The 17561-nt window shown below is 34.9% G+C and carries 18 protein-coding genes, 1 CRISPR repeat array and 1 other annotated feature; of the genes, 3 read left to right on the top strand and 15 right to left on the bottom strand.

The annotated features are described in order from the left end of the window. Nucleotides 1-86 precede the first annotated feature (86 nt). The 3 genes from bph to recX all read right to left on the bottom strand — a co-directional run bounded on the left by bph (nt 87) and on the right by recX (nt 4076). Nucleotides 87-620 (bottom strand): biofilm phosphatase Bph, encoded by a 534-nt coding sequence (gene bph, locus I586_RS07470; RefSeq protein ID WP_010765761.1) that lies wholly within the window; start codon nt 618-620, stop codon nt 87-89. Nucleotides 621-893: 273 nt separating this feature from the next. Beyond that, nucleotides 894-1944: direct repeats of the CRISPR family, unit length 33 nt; unit sequence ATTTCAATCCACTAGCTCTAAACAGAGCTAGAC. Nucleotides 1945-2110: 166 nt separating this feature from the next. Then, a complete protein-coding gene (gene mutY / locus I586_RS07465) occupies nt 2111-3286 on the bottom strand; it encodes an A/G-specific adenine glycosylase (RefSeq protein ID WP_010765763.1) in 1176 nt (391 codons plus the stop codon). Next, nucleotides 3276-4076: a recombination regulator RecX gene (gene recX, locus I586_RS07460; protein ID WP_010765764.1), complete on the bottom strand. Its 801-nt coding sequence runs from the start codon at nt 4074-4076 to the stop codon at nt 3276-3278. The genes mutY and recX overlap by 11 nt, the downstream gene beginning before the upstream one ends. A gap of 137 nt (nt 4077-4213) precedes the next feature. On the opposite strand from recX, the gene rlmD reads away from it, so the two are divergent. After that, nucleotides 4214-5584, top strand: a complete 1371-nt coding sequence (gene rlmD, locus I586_RS07455; protein WP_010765765.1) for a 23S rRNA (uracil(1939)-C(5))-methyltransferase RlmD — start codon at nt 4214-4216, stop codon at nt 5582-5584. Nucleotides 5585-5945: 361 nt separating this feature from the next. Here rlmD and I586_RS07450 read toward each other — a convergent pair whose 3' ends face one another. The 3 genes from I586_RS07450 to I586_RS07440 all read right to left on the bottom strand — a co-directional run bounded on the left by I586_RS07450 (nt 5946) and on the right by I586_RS07440 (nt 8356). Beyond that, nucleotides 5946-7022, bottom strand: coding sequence for a hypothetical protein (locus tag I586_RS07450; RefSeq protein WP_010765766.1), 1077 nt, complete (start codon nt 7020-7022; stop codon nt 5946-5948). After that, nucleotides 7012-7530 (bottom strand): RNA polymerase sigma factor, encoded by a 519-nt coding sequence (locus I586_RS07445; RefSeq protein WP_010765767.1) that lies wholly within the window; start codon nt 7528-7530, stop codon nt 7012-7014. The genes I586_RS07450 and I586_RS07445 overlap by 11 nt, the downstream gene beginning before the upstream one ends. 178 nt (nt 7531-7708) lie before the next feature. Next, complete coding sequence (locus I586_RS07440; RefSeq protein WP_010765768.1) at nt 7709-8356, bottom strand: hypothetical protein; 648 nt, start codon at nt 8354-8356, stop codon at nt 7709-7711. 155 nt (nt 8357-8511) lie between these two features. Between I586_RS07440 and I586_RS07435 the strand changes: the two genes are divergently transcribed. Continuing rightward, entirely contained in the window at nt 8512-8916 is a 405-nt protein-coding gene (locus I586_RS07435; protein ID WP_010765769.1) for a VOC family protein, read from the top strand. Nucleotides 8917-9072: 156 nt separating this feature from the next. Here I586_RS07435 and I586_RS07430 read toward each other — a convergent pair whose 3' ends face one another. The 4 genes from I586_RS07430 to I586_RS07415 are packed head-to-tail and all read right to left on the bottom strand — an operon-like array spanning nt 9073 to nt 12461. Continuing rightward, entirely contained in the window at nt 9073-10497 is a 1425-nt protein-coding gene (locus I586_RS07430) for a glycoside hydrolase family 1 protein (RefSeq protein ID WP_010765770.1), read from the bottom strand. Between the two features lie 18 nt (nt 10498-10515). Further along, a complete protein-coding gene (locus I586_RS07425; protein WP_010765771.1) occupies nt 10516-10860 on the bottom strand; it encodes a PTS lactose/cellobiose transporter subunit IIA in 345 nt (114 codons plus the stop codon). A 1-nt stretch (nt 10861) separates the two neighbouring features. Beyond that, on the bottom strand, nt 10862-12118 hold the full coding sequence (locus tag I586_RS07420; RefSeq protein WP_010765772.1) for a PTS sugar transporter subunit IIC: 1257 nt from the start codon (nt 12116-12118) through the stop codon (nt 10862-10864). A 22-nt stretch (nt 12119-12140) separates the two neighbouring features. Continuing rightward, nucleotides 12141-12461, bottom strand: a complete 321-nt coding sequence (locus I586_RS07415) for a PTS sugar transporter subunit IIB (protein ID WP_010765773.1) — start codon at nt 12459-12461, stop codon at nt 12141-12143. A 326-nt stretch (nt 12462-12787) separates the two neighbouring features. Between I586_RS07415 and I586_RS07410 the strand changes: the two genes are divergently transcribed. After that, entirely contained in the window at nt 12788-14686 is a 1899-nt protein-coding gene (locus I586_RS07410) for a BglG family transcription antiterminator (protein WP_010765774.1), read from the top strand. Nucleotides 14687-14753: 67 nt separating this feature from the next. On the opposite strand, the gene I586_RS07405 is transcribed toward I586_RS07410, so the two are convergent. The 5 genes from I586_RS07405 to rplA form a co-directional block, all read right to left on the bottom strand. Beyond that, nucleotides 14754-14996: a GlsB/YeaQ/YmgE family stress response membrane protein gene (locus I586_RS07405; protein WP_010765775.1), complete on the bottom strand. Its 243-nt coding sequence runs from the start codon at nt 14994-14996 to the stop codon at nt 14754-14756. A gap of 154 nt (nt 14997-15150) precedes the next feature. After that, nucleotides 15151-15414, bottom strand: a complete 264-nt coding sequence (locus I586_RS07400) for a hypothetical protein (protein ID WP_010765776.1) — start codon at nt 15412-15414, stop codon at nt 15151-15153. Nucleotides 15415-15572: 158 nt separating this feature from the next. Further along, nucleotides 15573-15938, bottom strand: coding sequence for a 50S ribosomal protein L7/L12 (gene rplL, locus I586_RS07395; RefSeq protein ID WP_010765777.1), 366 nt, complete (start codon nt 15936-15938; stop codon nt 15573-15575). A gap of 61 nt (nt 15939-15999) precedes the next feature. Beyond that, nucleotides 16000-16500, bottom strand: coding sequence for a 50S ribosomal protein L10 (gene rplJ, locus I586_RS07390; RefSeq protein ID WP_010760578.1), 501 nt, complete (start codon nt 16498-16500; stop codon nt 16000-16002). Between the two features lie 127 nt (nt 16501-16627). Beyond that, nucleotides 16628-16755 (bottom strand) — a sequence feature (ribosomal protein L10 leader region). 65 nt (nt 16756-16820) lie between these two features. Further along, nucleotides 16821-17510, bottom strand: coding sequence for a 50S ribosomal protein L1 (rplA, locus tag I586_RS07385; RefSeq protein ID WP_010765778.1), 690 nt, complete (start codon nt 17508-17510; stop codon nt 16821-16823). Nucleotides 17511-17561 lie beyond the last annotated feature (51 nt).

Here is a 17561-nt window from a genome sequence, read left to right as displayed (position 1 = left end):
TTTAAAAACAAATAAATAATAAGAAAACAGTAACAAAACTTTAATGAGTTTTGTTACTGTTTTCTTCACTTAACATCTTACAATGGCTATTTCTTCGTTAGCTCTTGGTATCGTTTATACCAGATATCTACATACGCTTCAGAGAATGGGCCTTTTTCATTATTAATCCAATCGACCAACGTCTTGACATTTTCTTTTAGAATAAAATCAATATCTTCTGGATAATCCATAATCTTACTGTGAAATTCATATTCATCCACATCCAATAATCGTTTTTCACCATCAGGAAAAACTTTAATATCCAAATCGTAATCGATATACTTTAATGCTTCATCATCTAAAAGATAAGGTGACGCTAGATTGCAGTAATAAGAAACCCCCTTTTCTCTAATCATCGCTATTATGTTGAACCAGTATTTCTTATGGAAATAAACGATAGCTGGTTCTCGAGTAACCCATCGACGACCATCAGACTCTGTTACCAAAGTATGGTCGTTGACACCAATCAACGAATACTCGCTTGTTTTTAATACCATCGTATCTCGCCATGTTCGATGCAAATGCCCATCGTGTTTGTAACTTTGGATCGTTACAAATTCACCTTCTTTTGGAATTGCCATAGTCCCCCAACTTTCCCTAGTACGAAAAATCACTTCTAAAAGCTGATTGCTCTTCGTTTGGGTGTTCATTACACCGATATCACTATAATTATATCATAATTTTCAGCTTTGCATACTAAGTAGTTTGGTTTCTCACAGCAATCAGGATTATCTTTTGAAATATAAAGGATTATTTTAGTTTTTTTGAGGTTAAACTTGAGGTGATTAAAAAAAGTCTAGTTCTAAATAGAGCTAGACTTTTACCACTTACTATAACATATTTAAATATAACAGATTTCAATCCACTAGCTCTAAACAGAGCTAGACACCCGGATGACTATAAATTTACACCAAGTCAAATTGAATTTCAATCCACTAGCTCTAAACAGAGCTAGACATAAGATTCAAATTCTAAAAAGCTTTCTGACATAATTTCAATCCACTAGCTCTAAACAGAGCTAGACGTAAACGATTCACCTTAGCATAATCATAGGATGGATTTCAATCCACTAGCTCTAAACAGAGCTAGACTTTTAGTCGACATTGCGATTGTAGACAACAAAGAATTTCAATCCACTAGCTCTAAACAGAGCTAGACGACCATGGCAAGCACTGCAGGAGGTAGAAAACAATATTTCAATCCACTAGCTCTAAACAGAGCTAGACAAACTGGATTTATCGATGCTTGCAAGGCGCTTCGTATTTCAATCCACTAGCTCTAAACAGAGCTAGACAGACTGTCCATCATAGTTTTTAATCTGCAAGGCTTATTTCAATCCACTAGCTCTAAACAGAGCTAGACTTTGAGCGGGACTTTATCGGCAAAGATAAACCCTATTTCAATCCACTAGCTCTAAACAGAGCTAGACCTAACGCGTTAGACATTCCAGCAAACGAGATAGGGATTTCAATCCACTAGCTCTAAACAGAGCTAGACTGAATATGTCGGAGTCATCATTTTATAGGCACGTAATTTCAATCCACTAGCTCTAAACAGAGCTAGACCTTCTCAGTTTACTTCACTAGGCTTTGGCTTAGAGATTTCAATCCACTAGCTCTAAACAGAGCTAGACCAAGAAGGTACAACTTAAATACTTATACATCACGATTTCAATCCACTAGCTCTAAACAGAGCTAGACGTATACAAATAATAATATTCATTATTTAAAAAAGATTTCAATCCACTAGCTCTAAACAGAGCTAGACTTTATTGAACCTATTTCATTTCTTAAAACTTCTTTTGATTTCAATCCACTAGCTCTAAACAGAGCTAGACAATTTTCTATAGACCCATCATGTGATAAATAAAAAATTTCAATCCACTAGCTCTAAACAGAGCTAGACCGTGAAATTGTTCAGAATACATGTCATATCCCTACTATTTCACCACTAAAACTAGTGTAACATTAAATTAAAATGAGAAAAAGTCTATTTCTACCGCTATTTTCAGCAAAATTCAGGTGCGAATCTCCTAATAATTTTATGTGCACTTATGGTTCGCACCAAGAAATTATTCTTTTTTTCTAAATTCTTGTTTGTACAGATCTAACATCTTTTGCTGGGGTTTTGGAAAAACATAGTTTGAAAATGTTTCTTTTGTTGCCCAAGCTTGGTTTTCATTCTTAGCTGTTAATCCTGTTTGACGCCCGTAGAAAACTAAAATATGCCATTTTAAATGACTGAAAATATGTGTTACTTCTCCTAAGGTTCGCTTTTGCCAAACAACTTGTGAGTAATCTTCGAAAATTTCTGGGTTTTCTTCTGCAACTAGCAGTGGTTCTTCAAAATCAAGTGATAGTTGCTGATCATCTTTTATCAACATTTTCTGTAGAAATTCAAAACGGTCTTTACTGACTTCTGCAATTGGAAACAACCACATATTTGCTAGTAAGCCTTTGGGATCACGCTGTTCTAATAAAAATTCTTGTTGATTATTTTCAATGATTCCTCCGATGTAATAAACATCTTTTGGTTTCATTTTTTTTGATTTAACTGGAAAATTTGTCATCGTATTATTTTTGTAACTCAAGCAATAAGATTGGATTGGACACTCTTCACATTTTGGAGAGGTTGGCGTACAAATCGAAGAGCCTAGATCCATCATCGCTTGATTAAAGTCTCCGGGACGATATTGATCGATGATTTTATACATCGCTGCTTCAAAAACCTTTCGACTACTCGGTTTGGCAATGTCATCACTGATTTCAAACAAACGACTGACCACTCGCATTACGTTACCATCGATTGCAGGTTCCGGAATTTGAAAGGCAATACTGCCAATTGCACCTGCAGTGTACGGCCCTATTCCTTTTAATTGACGAATTTCTTCAATCGTTTTAGGCATCTGACCATCAAATTCTGTCATGATCTGTTGCGCGGCTACTTTTAAATTTCTTGCTCTTGAATAATAGCCTAACCCTTCCCATGCTTTTAATAAACGGTCATCTGGTGCTTCAGCTAAATCTTTGATTGTCGGAAACCACTCCATAAAACGATAATAATAATCGATCACCGTATCCACACGAGTTTGTTGTAACATGATTTCTGAGATCCAAATACGATATGGATCTAAATTAACACGCCAAGGTAAATTTCGCTTTTCTTTTTCATACCAAGTAATAAACGCTTCTTGAAAAGCTTGCAGCTCATTATCACTCCAAGTTTCCCAATACTTCTCATTCTTCATTCTCTAATTCCTTCTCATCAAAATATTGCTGGATCAAATCTGAGTCAAAACGTTTTTGAAAAAGTCCTTGTTTGACTTTCATCACACGTTTGTAAGGATCTAATTTACGGTGTTTTTCCCATAATTTGTCGCCTTCTTTTCTGATCACATCTAATTCTTGTTCTTCATCTTTTTCAAATGAAAGCTCCTCTAAAGCCAAATCAATCACTTCACGATTAAACCCTTTTTGCATCAAATGCATTTGAACTTTTTGCACAGCATCTTTAAAACTCTTGGTTCGATAACGTCTCATCGCTTTTTCAGCTGTTGCTTTTGCTACTTCTACTTGATCATCCATAGTATAAAAAGTTAACCCATGTTGAATGTCTTCTTCATTCAAGCCTTTTCGTTTTAGTTGTTGTTCGATCATTTTGGGTCCTTTATCACTTGTTCGCATTAAGGTGCGGACGTAACTTTCGCTAAATATTTTATCGTCTAAAAGGTTCATTTCTTCTAATCGAATCACGATTGTTTTTCGATCTTCAGGCAAAATTTCTTTTTCCTTCAAGTAATCGACTATCTCTTTTTTTGAACGTAACTGATAGCTTAAATAATTCAGAGACATCTGTAAGCCAACATCATATGAGCCAGCTTTTTTTATTTTTTCAACCATTTCTTCAGATAGCTCTTGTCCTTTTAATAACCGCTGGCGAACTAAGGTATCCTCAGAAACACGTAATTTTTCTCCTGAAGTGAGCCAGATAAGATAAAACTGACCTTTGTCCTTGGTGATTTTCGTAATTGTCTCCATCTTTCTCCACCTTTCTAGTGAGAACGTATATTCTACTATAACATACATTTGGCAGAAGCTAAACCGACTGAATTGTGATAAAATAAGAAATATCGTTATATTTGATTAAGAGATCTACGGATCAAAAGGATGGAATTATGACCACACAACTTTTAAAAGAGGGACAAACGATCCCTTTAAAAATAAAACGTTTAGGGATCAACGGTGAAGGCATTGGCTATTACAAAAAAACGATTGTTTTTGTGCCGGGCGCTTTGCCAAAAGAAGATATTTCAGTAGAAATCACTAAAGTTGCTCCACGCTTTGTTGAAGGCCAACTAAAAAAAATCGTTAAAGCCGCTCCTGAACGAGTCCTACCACCTTGTCCAGTCTATGAAGCATGTGGTGGCTGTCAATTGCAACATTTGGCTTATCCAGCTCAGTTGCTTTTCAAAAAAGATTTATTGAAGCAATCACTGAATAAATTTAGACCAAGAAATTATGAAAAATACCACTTGCCAAAGACTATCGGTATGAAAAATCCTTGGAATTATCGGAACAAAGCACAATTCCAACTACGTAAAATCGATGGCGAAGTTGAAGCTGGTCTTTATCAAGCGGATTCTCATCGCTTAGTTCCTATCGATGATTGTCTGGTTCAACAACCAGCAACCACAAAAGTTATGAACACCTTAGTAGAATTATTGAATAAATACCAACTACCTATCTATAATGAACGTAAAAATAGTGGTATTTTCAGAACGCTCATGGTCCGTGTCGGTATCAAAACAAATGAAGTTCAGGTAGTTTTTATCACACAATCAATGAAATTTCCACAAAAAAAAGCATTGATCGAGGAAATCACTCAACTTTTACCAGAAGTGGTTTCGATTATGCAGAACGTTCAAAACAAAAGAACGTCAATTGTCATGGGGGATGAAACGATTCACGTTTGGGGCAAAGAAAGTATTGAAGAACAAATCAATGAAGTCACATTTGATTTATCGCCAAGAGCTTTCTTCCAACTTAATCCTGAACAAACTGAGGTTTTATACGATGAAGCATTGAAAGCCTTAGACTTACAGCCAAATGAGACGGTTGTTGATGCTTATTGCGGAGTAGGAACAATTGGTTTAAGTATCGCAAAACAAGCAAAAGAGGTTCGAGGAATGGATATCATTCTAGCAGCGATCGAAGATGCTAAAAAGAATGCTGATCGGTTGGGTGTTAAAAATACACATTACGAAGTAGGTACTGCTGAAGAATTACTACCTAAGTGGCTTCAAAGCGGCTTTAAACCAGATGCGATCATTGTTGACCCACCAAGAACTGGCTTAGATCAAAAGCTATTAAGAGCGATTTTAAAACAACCTCCTAAGAAGATGGTTTATATTTCATGTAATGTATCAACACTTGCGAAAGATTTAGTCGATTTGGCAAAAGCTTTCGATGTCCAGTACTTACAATCTGTCGATATGTTTCCACAAACTGCACGCTGTGAAGTTGTTGTGAAATTAACTAAAAGATAGACAATCAAAAGAACGAGAAGTGAGCACCCACCCACTTCTTGTTTTTTTCTTTAAATGACTAAAAGGCTACTCTATTTTTTTATTGAAATGGATAAAACACTGATAAAAAGAATTTGACAAAACCACCGCTTCGCCTTTTTGTATTTCCTTTTTCATAACACAAATGACAATATTTTCGATTATTAATACATCTCCCTTCAGTTTCAGTACATCACACCTTTCAATCTACCAAAAGTATTTACAGTTCTTTTCCTAGTTGTTAATATTCGGTATTTTTGCAATCATTATCAACCATTACTTAGCGTACAGGCATTTCAAACGAGAATAATGTTCAAAATTTACCATTATACACCGACATATTTTATTTATTTTGCACCTCAAAAAAGCCGACTTCTTTGACAATCGTATCATATATATCTGACTCTTCAATCTTTACTTTATAAGTTGATATTTTGTCTAAAGCGCTTAAGTCCAGCTCAATTTCGAACTTTTCCTGATCAAATTGCTTGAAATTAATAGTTGAATTAGAAATCTCTACACCATTCTTGTATACTGTAATCTCAGGAAAATAAGGATACCTTACTGGAGCATTAAATGTAATTGTTGTTTGTAGTGCATCGCTTTTAGATACAATGTTTGTAACATTATTTGAATCAAGAACCTTTGTTTCAGCTGTTTGATTGAGTGGTAGATAAGCAATATCAAAGCTCCAATCTCCAGTATATTCTAAAGATGTAGGAACACTAAATGGTTGAGGATTGTCAGGATCAGCAAATGCCTTAGATTCTGCTGCTTCATATTCGTCACGATCCATCCAAGCTAATCTATAAATGTGAAGACTTAATTCTGCATTCTCAGGAATACTCTCTTTATCGAAAGTCGATATCACTGATCCATAAAAAGTATCTCCATCTAATCTAAAGGTTGAATACGACTGTACACCTTGAAATAAATCTTTAGTTTCCCCTTTAACAAAGAAGCCAAGTTGAATATCTTGATGATCTGATTTAGCTTTTATATCTTTTTTTAGTAACGTTCCTAACTTTTCATCGTCTATTTTAAACTGATAATCAAAAGCAAATTTTTTCTTTGTGGAAACAAATTTAGTCAACTTTATCTCTCGATCATTTTGAGTACTTGTTAAATCGAGTTCAGTAGGTATTGCATTTTTCTCTACTATCTCCACTCCAGAATCTCTTCCGATCCCCAATACATTCTCTATTGCTACCCCTACTGGTGTTTTGGTTATTATTAATAAAAGTGCTATAGCAGCAACAAACACTGCAATGATACTATTTCTAGAAAGAACTCTAAAATTTTTCTCTTGTTTGATTTTTTTATTTAGGATATTTTCTCTGTTGGATTCTAACTTAGTTAATACTTCATCTGGGATTTTTCTTTCATTCTTAATTTTATCGATTATTTTTTTATCCATCATTTGATTCCTCCAATAAAATTTTCAATTTCATTTTTCCTCTGGCTAATCTTGTCTTTACAGTATTTACAGATATCTTCAATTGTTCAGATATTTCTTTGATACTAAATCCTGCATAATAATATAGTATAAGCGGGATTTTATAAATTTCTTCCAATCCATTCAATTCTTGTTCTATATCAAAGGCTTTGTGCTGCTCTACTTTATCGGACATATACCTTTCTTCAGATTCTGCATTTGCTGTTTTTCTCTTCAAAATATCTTTTGCAATATTAGTCATTATTTGAAAAATCCAAGAATTAAACGCTTCTTCACTTTTTAATTTAGTTATTTTCGTCCATGCGCGTATCTCTGTTTCTTGCATACAATCAGCCACATCTTCATCATTCAAAAGTATTTTATATGCTGAATTATATAAAATATCCTGATAGGCTGTACATAGCTCAATAAAAGCTTGTGAATTTCCTTTTTTAGCTTTTCTAACTAAGTGTACATCTACATTTTTTTGCACGAATATTCCCCCTTCATAATATAAGACTGTACATCCCCCTTAAAAGTTTCACCGAAAATGTTTTTTTATTCATATGTACTTTTTACATTAAAAAAAGACCGGAATATATATTATGAAATATTCTGATCCTCTATATTAATAATTTAGATTACTTCTCATGTACTAGAAATGAGCATAATTAGTATATATAGTATCGACTTCCTTTAACAGGATTGTATGTTGCAAAATATCCTTGTAATTTTGCTGACCCAACTTTTGAAGGAAAATATACCCAGTCCATATTTGCGTTAACTGTATGTTTACGTATAAAACTATTATTTCTTGGTATCACAGTATAAAAATAGAAAGAATCTTTTGTAGCTCTTACACCAAATTTAGGGTTTGCATTGTAATCTTTAAACTTAAATTGAGCACCACTATATCTCCAACCTGAACCGGAAAACTCATTTGAGTTATGTGGAATCCATGCAGTTTGATCATCTCTTGGAGCTGCTGCAGCAAATGGCATAAATGGAGGCAAGTTTTTTTCAGTGGTATCTACTACCTCTAGATCTTTTATGGATCTGAAGACTTCATCATAGATTTCCTGTGTAGGTTCTTCAATATTTAAATCCTGTATTTCTTCTTCAATTGCTTCAATTATTTCAAGTGAACTTTCTTGAGTCATTATTCCGTCTATCTCTGGATTAAAAATTAAGCCCGTTCCCTCTTCAACATTCTTTTTCATACTTTCATATGAAGCTGCTTCAGAAGTATTTGTACTCAAAATTAACCCCATACAACCAACCGCACTGAATAAAAGTGCTTTTCCTAACATTTTTTTCATTATATACTCTCCTTATTGTTTTTCCGCAAACATTTGATAACCATTATTTATCTTAATGTCTGTTATCAACATTTTATCATAATTTATTTCATGCCTAAAGACATTTTTATAAAAAATGAATATGCTATACTAAAAATAAAATGGAGGAATTTCTCATGCCAATCGCAACCTATTTAATGTTTGAAGACCAATCGAAAGAGGCTATTGCTTTTTATGAAGAAACGTTTGAAACAAGCTGTCGCGATTTAATCACTTATGGAACTTTGGGTATGCCTGATTTAGATGAAAAAAGTCAAAAATTAGTGATGAATGCTAGTATTGAGATTGAAGGACATACGATCATGTTTTCTGACACCCTAAGTTTTATGAATAAAATTCCTTATGGCAGAAATGTTGGATTAGTTATAGAACTCACTGATTCGGATAAATTAACAAAATACTTCGCAAAACTCTCAAAAGAGGCTACTCATGTTATGCCTTTACAAAAAACAGACTGGTCCGACTTGTTTGGTCAGCTAACAGACAAATTTGGTATTAGTTGGTCCTTTAACTTGATTTAATACGTTTGAATCCAATTGTATTGTAAAAAAGAGCCTGGAACATAACTAAAAAAGTTATATTCAGGCTCTTAGTATCCGAATAAACGGTGGGATCAGAAGTAACTCCTTCTTATTTCTTGGAGTTAAACACTTCTGTCCCAACCTCAAACTGTTTATTTAAAGTACTGCTCCGTTACTTTCGATCACTTGCTTCATCCAAGCGTAGCTATCTTTCAAATAGCGCTTTTGACTCCCTTTTCCATAATCATCTTGGTCGACATAAATAAAGCCATAACGCTTACTCATTTCAGAAGAAGAACAACTAATGATATCGATTGGCCCCCAGGCGCAATAACCTCTAAGATCAACACCATCTTTGATTGCTTCTTTCATTTGTTCGATATGAGCTTTGTAATACTCGATCCGATAGTCATCACGAATTCTTCCGTCAGCTTCTAATTTGTCATAGCAGCCTATACCATTTTCAGTAATATACAGCGGACATTGATAGCGATCGTAAAAAGAATTCAATAAGGTTCTTAATCCCAAATGATCGATTGTCCAGCCCCAAGGATTTGCTGGCAGAGCTTTATTTCGATAAGGTTCATCATGTTTGGCATCACAAATTTGTGTATAGTAATAAGAAAATGATAGGTAATCCGCTGTATTTTTAAGAATTGCTTCATCCTCTTCAGCAAATTTAAGTTTGATCCCCTGTTCTTCAAAATAGCGAAACGCGTAACCAGGATAGTGTCCTCTTAGTAGCACGTCAGAAAAGAAATACTGCATTTGATTAAGTTTCAATGTTGCCAAAACATCTTCTGGCTCACACGTTGCTGCATACTCCGGACCTCCACAAAGCATCATTCCAACTTCATACTCTTCATCAACTTGATGAGCATACTCGGTTGCTAATGCAGAAGCAACCATCATATGATGGACGCCTTGATATTTAGCCTCTAAAAGATTATCCACTTTGTCTTCAGCGATTCCCAAATGGTTAAACGACTCATGTCCAATCAAATTGATTTGGTTGATCACGATCCAATATTTCACTTTCCCCTGATAGCGGTCAAAAATCACTTTACAATAACGAACAAAGAAATCAACTACTTCCCTTGAATACCAGCCTTTATAATTTAACGTAAGATTTAGTGGCATTTCATAATGCGACAATGTGATCATAGGTTCCATCCCATTTGCAATAATTTCATCAATCAGTTTATCATAAAACAATAAACCCGCTTCGTTTGGTTCAAGTTCATCCCCATTCGGAAAAATCCGCGACCAATCGATGGATGTTCTAAACAATTTTAATCCCATATCGCTTAGTAATTTTAAGTCAGCTGGATAGGTCTCTTTAAAATTGATTCCCCATCTTTTTGGAAAGACTCCTGTTTTACTATTAAGTGCTTCTTCAATATAGCTCGTTGAAATCTCAGCATTCGATCTTTTTTCTAAGGGCAGATCTGCTCTAAATTCATTGATGTCTGCCACACTTGTTCCTTTTCCTTCGTACTCAAATGCGCCTTCACATTGATTAGCCGCCACAGCGCCACCCCACAAAAAATCTTTTGGAAAACCAGTTGGTACTTGATACATATGTTTGCCCTCTTTTCTTTATTTTTTTTCAAGTAATCGTAAACGTTCGTTGAGTTGTCTCGTGATTTTGATCAAGTGATTGGCCATATTGATTTCACTATAGATAGTCATCAACGTATCTTGAGCATGCGTAAATAATAACGAATGTTCATGTGGACTTACGTCTTCACCCATTTCACTTTGAATCGCTTGTGTTTGAATTTTATGTGCTTCCGTTATATTTGTTTTAGCAGCTTTCATTTCCTTAGTAGCAGTATCAAAATCGTTTTTTTCCGTTGCAACTAGTGCATTCTTACAATTAACTCTAGCATCTCCAGCAAATAAAATAATTTTCATAGCTTCTTGTGACAATAAATCGTCCATATCATGAAGCCTCCTTCAACAGTTGATTTTCAGCTTTTGTTTCTTGTTCATCATATGCTTTAAAAAATGGATACCAGATGGCGGTGGAGATTTCAAAAATCGCTACCATCAAAATAATGCCAGTAATTGTCCCTGTCGTAAACCAAGTAGCAAATGGAAATGGACAATACCATAATTCAAATTGAACTTTAGGAATCGGTGCAAAAGGAATCACTTTTGTAAATACATAGATCACAATCGGTAAAATAATTCCCTGTAACCACATCGGAATCATCAACAGTGGATTCCAAGCAACAGCACCAAAAATCACGGGTTCGTTGATATTAAAAATCGATGGTACAATACAAGCCTTTCCTAACGCACTAATCTTCTTAGAACGAGCGCGCATCATCATTAACACAAGCGGCATCGTACAACCAATTCCACCAATCCATAAATAGGCTGAATATAATGTACTACTTGTCACCAAGTTTAACGTTTCAACAGAAGCTGTACCATTTTGAACAAGAGCAATATTTTCAGCAATCGCCTTTAATAGCACAGGCTGAACAACAGGTGTTAATACCCAAGTCGAAATCCCCATCGAATAAAGAAAACAAATCAAAAACATCATGCCAACAAAACCGCCAGGCGACTCCATAAAGCTGGATAATGGCATAAAGATACTTAAAACTATATTGTATAAATCCACTTTCATGATCAAAACAACGACCCAACCAAAAATAATAATGAGCCCGATCGGCAACATAGAATCAAACCAAGCTCTGACAAAGTCAGGAATTACGGATTCTTCTTTAAAGAATGTAAATTTCCCTAAGGTAACTAAAACAAATCCAGCAATCAAACCAGCAACGATTGCTACAAACATCCCACCAGCTCCTAAAGCATCATGCCCAAAACCGACCACACCATCTTTTTCGATTTGTGGTGAAATGATCATCAAGAATAAAACCAAACCACTCATTCCAGCAACGATTCGTTGTTTACGCAATCTTTTTTTCTCCATTAAATTAAACGGAATCAAAAAAGCAACGAATAGTGAAATTTTCCCCATCGTCCAACCAAATGGGACCCAAAAACTCGGCAATGCTGGAAAATATTCATTTAGAATCGCTAGCATTGAAAATATTGAACCGAGGAAAATAAAAGGTAATGTCTGCATGATTGAATCTTTAATACTAACGATCCAAGGATTATTATTTACTTTATTCATTTTCGGGGAGAAACTGTTTTCTAACCAAAAGATCAACTTATTCATATTTACCTCTCCTTCTTTTGTCTTACTCGTCTTCTTTTAATGAATCTACTAAATGTTCCACCGCCGCATCTCCATCTAGTGTTGCATAGTACTCTTTTTTCATCAGAATTACTTTAACAGGAAATCCATGGATAATTTCGTCTATTTCGTCAATGATATACTCAAGATGCGGTCCCACCATTAACGCGTCGATCTCCTCAATATAGTTTTCAATTTCCGATTCACTTCTTGCTACAATACTCATATCTAACTTTTTCGCTTTAGCCGCCTTACGCATATTCGCCGCCATAAACCCACTACTAGCACCTGATCCACAAACTAACAATACATTTAATTCACTCATCTTCTTCTCCTCCTAATTTTTGAAAACTTAATAATAAAGCTGAATGGGCTCATTCAGTCTCGAATGGAAAATAGGAAAAATTGATTGAGATGCTTTTTATCTCACTCCATTTTTATCTTTTTCCCGAGAGACTAGCCCAAGAAGCTAGACAATAAAGCTGAATGGGCTCATTCATTAACTACACTCTTATCATCTACATTTTGACCACCACTATCAAATAAGATTTTTTCCTACTACTACCATTTTGGCGGAAACAACTATACTTGATTTGGTATTTAAAAGAACGAATAATAAAAGATATAAAAAGAAGGAAGGGGGCGACTATCGTGTCCTTAAATAAAAAAGAAGCTGCACTAGTGAAACTTTTGGTCCAGCATCACAACTGGTTACCCGCAACTTTTTTGGCTGAAGCGTTATCGACATCGACTAGAACGATCCGTAACTATGTAACTCGAATCAATCAAAACGCCACACTTGAATTGATTCAGTCTTCTAGACAAGGTTATATGATCGACAGTGCTGTTCGAATCGATGATGTCGTTTCAAACAATAAATCTGAACTAAACACACCTATCGATCGCATGAATTACCTAATAAATTTATTGATAAAGCATAAAAATGTCGATTACTTTGATGTAGCAGATACCTTATTTGTCAGTATTCCAACTATAGAAAAAGACACCATTAGATTACGCAAAAAAATGACCACGTATCACTTAAAAATCGTGAAACATGGACACTTTCTAAGTATGGAAGGTGATGAATCAAACTTCAGAAAACTTGCTAGTGATATGCTGCAAGATGAAGCTGTACAAAATTTTCAGTCCTTAGATTATATTCAAACCATCTTTCCGGATATCTCAATTGAGTTGATTCAAAAAATTGTGATCGATCGTTTAAGTAGTCAACATCTTTATATTAATGGTTACGCAATCAACAGTTTGTTACTTCATATTGCCATAGCAATCAATCGTCTATTTCACCACCAGCGCTCTGAGATAGATTTTATCCCTGAACGCTTTTCTAATGAGCAGATCGAATATCAACTTGCTAAGCAGATTGGAAAAGATATTGATCAGACTTTCAATGTGAAAATGGATCTGTATGAAATAGACAATTTGACTCTCTTACTAATGACTAAAATTTCACCGTCAAACGACGCTTTTCTAAAAGATTATATGGAGACTTCTGTGTATAACTTCATTGCCAAGCTGATGGAGACAGTTTCCGAAAAATACTTTATTACACAAATTTCAGATGAATTAATTTTGAATTTAGCGTTACACGTCTCTAACTTGATTTCACGAGCAAAGAATGGCAAACAAGTTCATAATCCTTTATCTGAAGAAATCAAACAATCCTATGCGTTCATTTACGAAGTTGCTGTTTTTATTGCCAAGCAGATCCAAAAAAAGATCAACATTCCGATATCCGACGATGAAATTACTTTCATCGCACTTCATATTGGTTCTTATTTTGAGGAGAAGTTTGAAACAGAAAATAAAATTAGCTGCATGATTTATACGCCTGAATATTACGAGATGCATAAGCGCCTGATTTATAAAATAGGAGATACTTTCAAATCCAGTTTAAATATTATCGGAACGTTTCACCAATTAGATCGTGCAAATATGAAAGAAATGGAACAAGCTGATCTCGTTTTATCGACTATCGAAATGAATGAACTGACCCATTTTGTACAAATATCACCTTTTGTATCCGCAAAAGATATCGAAAAAATCCAACAGTCTATCCAACTAGTAAAACAAGAAAAACAACTGGAAGAATTAAAGAAAAGTATCCAAACTTACTTAACACCAAAACGTTTTAAACGAAATATATATCTAGAAAATCCAACTCAATATATTGACTATTTAGGAACACAATTAGTTGAAGGAAGCTACATTCCCGCTCACTTCATTGAATTGATCAAAGAAAGGGAGAAAATGTCTGCAACATCGTTTAATAACTCTGTTGCTTTGCCTCATGCCATTGAAATGAGTGCACAAAAGACAGGTATTTCGATTATTTTAAATGATCACCCTGTAAAATGGGGAAATCATTACGTCCAAGTTATTATTATGATTGTTATGAACCAAGATGATATAAAAAAATTTCGACAACTTTTTGATTTTATGATTGAAACATTTTCAAATAAAGAGAAACTTGATAGGCTTTTAAGCGTTAAAAATTATGAAGCGTTCATCGATGAATTATTTCATTAGCTATGATTTGATTTACTTGAAAACATAAAAAAAAAGCCGCTAGAAGCTTCTAGCGGCTTTTCTCATTTTAATTTTTACCAACAAAGAATGATACAACTGCAACTAAAATCACAGCACCAATAATTGAAGGAAATAGTGCCATACCGGCAACTTGCGGTCCCCAGCTTCCTAGAAGTGATTGACCAATCGATGAACCTACAAGACCTGCAATAATATTGAAGATCCAGCCCATTGATTTTCCTTTACTTGTGATCGCTCCAGCAATTGCTCCGATAACGCCACCTACGATTAAAACCCATAACCAATGCATAATATGACCTCCTCAAATTAGATGTTTTGCATGCTTTCTTGCAAAACTAAATAGAATAATGTAATAATTATTACTTAATAATGCTAACAGATTATCTATTTTCATGCGAAAGAAATGCATTTTCCGTTTGCTTTATATCATTTTTTTATCATTTTCATCTCATATCATCTGTTAATTGAATTGTAATATGATTCTCAATCCCACAATTTTTACATAAATAATGTAGATTTATCTCATTATCCACTAAAACATCGTCACAGATTAGTCCGATTTCATTATCTGAAATAGTTAATTCTCCTAAAGGAATATTCACTCTTTGATGATTCGCCTTATCTGTTCTTGTATTTAACAAGAACTTTCCAGTCATTTCATTTTCACATTGTTTGCATATAACTTCAACGCTGATCTCTCTTTCCATTATTATCTCTCCCTCTTATTGTCCTCAATAAGTATGTATACTGTTAATATTAAACGCCATCAGAGAAAAATTCGATTGATATGCTTTAAAGAAACTATTTAAACAAAAAAAAGCTAGAATCCAAATGGATTCTAGCTTGAAATTTAATCTTGAAAAGATTATTTTACAGTGATTGAAGCGCCAACTTCTTCTAAAGCAGCTTTTAAAGCTTCTGCTTCATCTTTAGAAACGCCTTCTTTGATTGGTGCAGGAGCGCCATCAACTACAGCTTTAGCTTCTTTCAAGCCAAGACCAGTTGCTTCACGAACTGCTTTGATAACTTTAACTTTTTGATCGCCTGCAGAAGTTAATTCTACAGTGAATTCAGTTTGTTCTTCGCCAGCTGCTGCTGCAGGGCCTGCTGCTGCTACAGGAGCTGCTGCAGATACGTCAAATTTTTCTTCAATAGCTTTTACTAAGTCGTTTAATTCTAAAATAGTTGCGCCTTCTAATTCTGCAACAATGTTTTCAATGTTCAATGCCATTATGGTTTCCTCCGTTTTAATAATTCATTATTTTTTAGTTTAGTTTGTTACTAGGCTGCAATTATGCAACTTCTTCTTCTTTTTCTGCCACTGCTTTGACAGCGTAAGCCACTTGTCTGACTGGCGCTTGTAATACAGATAATAGCATAGAAAGTAGTCCATCGCGACTTGGAAGTTTTGCTAAAGATGTCATTTCTTCTACTGAAGATACTTTACCTTCAATAACGCCACCTTTAATTTCCAATGCTTTGGCAGTACTTGCAAATTCGTCGATGATTTTAGCAGGTGCTACTACATCGTCGTTACTGAAAGCGACTGCTGTAGGGCCTGTAAATACTTCGTCCAAGCCTTCTAGTCCAGCTTTTTTAGCTGCACGTGAAAGGATAGAGTTTTTGATAACTTTCATTTCAACATTTGCATCACGCAATTGTTTACGTAAGTTAGTCACTTCTTCTACAGTTAAACCACGGTAGTCAACGATGACTACAGAAGCTGCTGCTTGAAACTTAGCTGTTGCTTCTTCGACTAGGGTTTCTTTTTTAGCGATTGCTGCTTCACTCATTTATTTTCACCTCCTGATGATTGATGGGTAGAGCTTGGGTTACTATAAGTTAGTTAGAAGCTTCTAAAGAAACTTCGCTCACTTCGTTCGCCAAGTATTGTTTTACATCGTCTTTTTTCAAAAAGTCGTGTAAAACAACAAAACTCCATGCCACCGTTGACATAGAGGGACGTAATTGTATGTATCAACAATTGTCCTCGGTAGGAAATTAAGACTTGCGTCACCTACTGTCTTCGGTACAGTTAATTATTAACCTCAACTACCTTACCATGGGAAAGGTAGTTGAGTCAATAATTTTTTTACTTATTCAGCTTTTCTAATTAAAAAGAAGCTTGGTCAACGTGGATTCCAGGTCCAAATGTTGTTGTTACTGAAATGTTTTTGATATATTGACCTTTTGCTGCTGATGGTTTAGCTTTTAACAATACATCGTTGATTGTATTGAAGTTTTCTAGTAATTTTTCATTATCAAATGAAACTTTACCGATTGGTACATGGATGTTTCCAGCTTTGTCAACGCGGTAAGTTACTTTACCAGCTTTTACTTCGTTAACAGCTTTTGTTACGTCCATTGTTACAGTACCAGTTTTAGGGTTAGGCATTAGACCTTTAGGACCTAAAACACGACCTAATTTACCAACTTCAGCCATCATGTCTGGAGTTGCAACTACTACGTCAAACCCAAACCAGCCTTGTTGAATTTTGTTAACCATGTCAGCGTCGCCTACGAAATCAGCACCAGCTGCTTCAGCTTCTTTTGCTTTTTCGCCTTTAGCGAAAACTAAAACGCTTTGTGTTTTACCAGTTCCGTTAGGTAATACTACTGCACCACGGATTTGTTGGTCTGCTTTTTTAGGGTCTACATTTAAACGGTAAGCAACTTCAACAGTTGCGTCGAATTTTGCAATATTTGTTTCTTTAGCCAAAGCGATTGCTTCTGCTACTGGGTAAACTTTTGTTGCTTCAACTTTTTTTAATGCATCTTGCATTTTTTTGCTTTTTTTAGCCATTTTGTTTCCTCCTTGATTGTGGTTATAACGGTCGAACCTCCCACGTAATTC

Source organism: Enterococcus moraviensis ATCC BAA-383 (genome assembly GCF_000407445.1).
Lineage (GTDB): Bacteria > Bacillota > Bacilli > Lactobacillales > Enterococcaceae > Enterococcus_L > Enterococcus_L moraviensis.
The sequence above is the reverse complement of the archived record's forward strand: the minus strand, read 5'-3'. Positions and strand labels throughout refer to the sequence as shown.

Excerpts from the sequence above, each read along its gene's own strand:
- I586_RS07450 (WP_010765766.1), bottom strand. The coding sequence starts at position 7,022 with ATGATGGATAAAAAAATAATCGATAAAATTAAGAATGAAAGAAAAATC.
- rplL (WP_010765777.1), bottom strand. The coding sequence starts at position 15,938 with ATGGCATTGAACATTGAAAACATTGTTGCAGAATTAGAAGGCGCAACT.
- recX (WP_010765764.1), bottom strand. The coding sequence starts at position 4,076 with ATGGAGACAATTACGAAAATCACCAAGGACAAAGGTCAGTTTTATCTT.
- I586_RS07435 (WP_010765769.1), top strand. The coding sequence starts at position 8,512 with ATGCCAATCGCAACCTATTTAATGTTTGAAGACCAATCGAAAGAGGCT.
- rplJ (WP_010760578.1), bottom strand. The coding sequence starts at position 16,500 with ATGAGTGAAGCAGCAATCGCTAAAAAAGAAACCCTAGTCGAAGAAGCA.
- bph (WP_010765761.1), bottom strand. The coding sequence starts at position 620 with ATGGCAATTCCAAAAGAAGGTGAATTTGTAACGATCCAAAGTTACAAA.
- I586_RS07420 (WP_010765772.1), bottom strand. The coding sequence starts at position 12,118 with ATGAATAAGTTGATCTTTTGGTTAGAAAACAGTTTCTCCCCGAAAATG.
- mutY (WP_010765763.1), bottom strand. The coding sequence starts at position 3,286 with ATGAAGAATGAGAAGTATTGGGAAACTTGGAGTGATAATGAGCTGCAA.
- I586_RS07430 (WP_010765770.1), bottom strand. The coding sequence starts at position 10,497 with ATGTATCAAGTACCAACTGGTTTTCCAAAAGATTTTTTGTGGGGTGGC.
- I586_RS07440 (WP_010765768.1), bottom strand. The coding sequence starts at position 8,356 with ATGAAAAAAATGTTAGGAAAAGCACTTTTATTCAGTGCGGTTGGTTGT.
- rlmD (WP_010765765.1), top strand. The coding sequence starts at position 4,214 with ATGACCACACAACTTTTAAAAGAGGGACAAACGATCCCTTTAAAAATA.
- I586_RS07425 (WP_010765771.1), bottom strand. The coding sequence starts at position 10,860 with ATGGACGATTTATTGTCACAAGAAGCTATGAAAATTATTTTATTTGCT.
- rplA (WP_010765778.1), bottom strand. The coding sequence starts at position 17,510 with ATGGCTAAAAAAAGCAAAAAAATGCAAGATGCATTAAAAAAAGTTGAA.
- I586_RS07400 (WP_010765776.1), bottom strand. The coding sequence starts at position 15,414 with ATGGAAAGAGAGATCAGCGTTGAAGTTATATGCAAACAATGTGAAAAT.
- I586_RS07415 (WP_010765773.1), bottom strand. The coding sequence starts at position 12,461 with ATGAGTGAATTAAATGTATTGTTAGTTTGTGGATCAGGTGCTAGTAGT.
- I586_RS07405 (WP_010765775.1), bottom strand. The coding sequence starts at position 14,996 with ATGCATTGGTTATGGGTTTTAATCGTAGGTGGCGTTATCGGAGCAATT.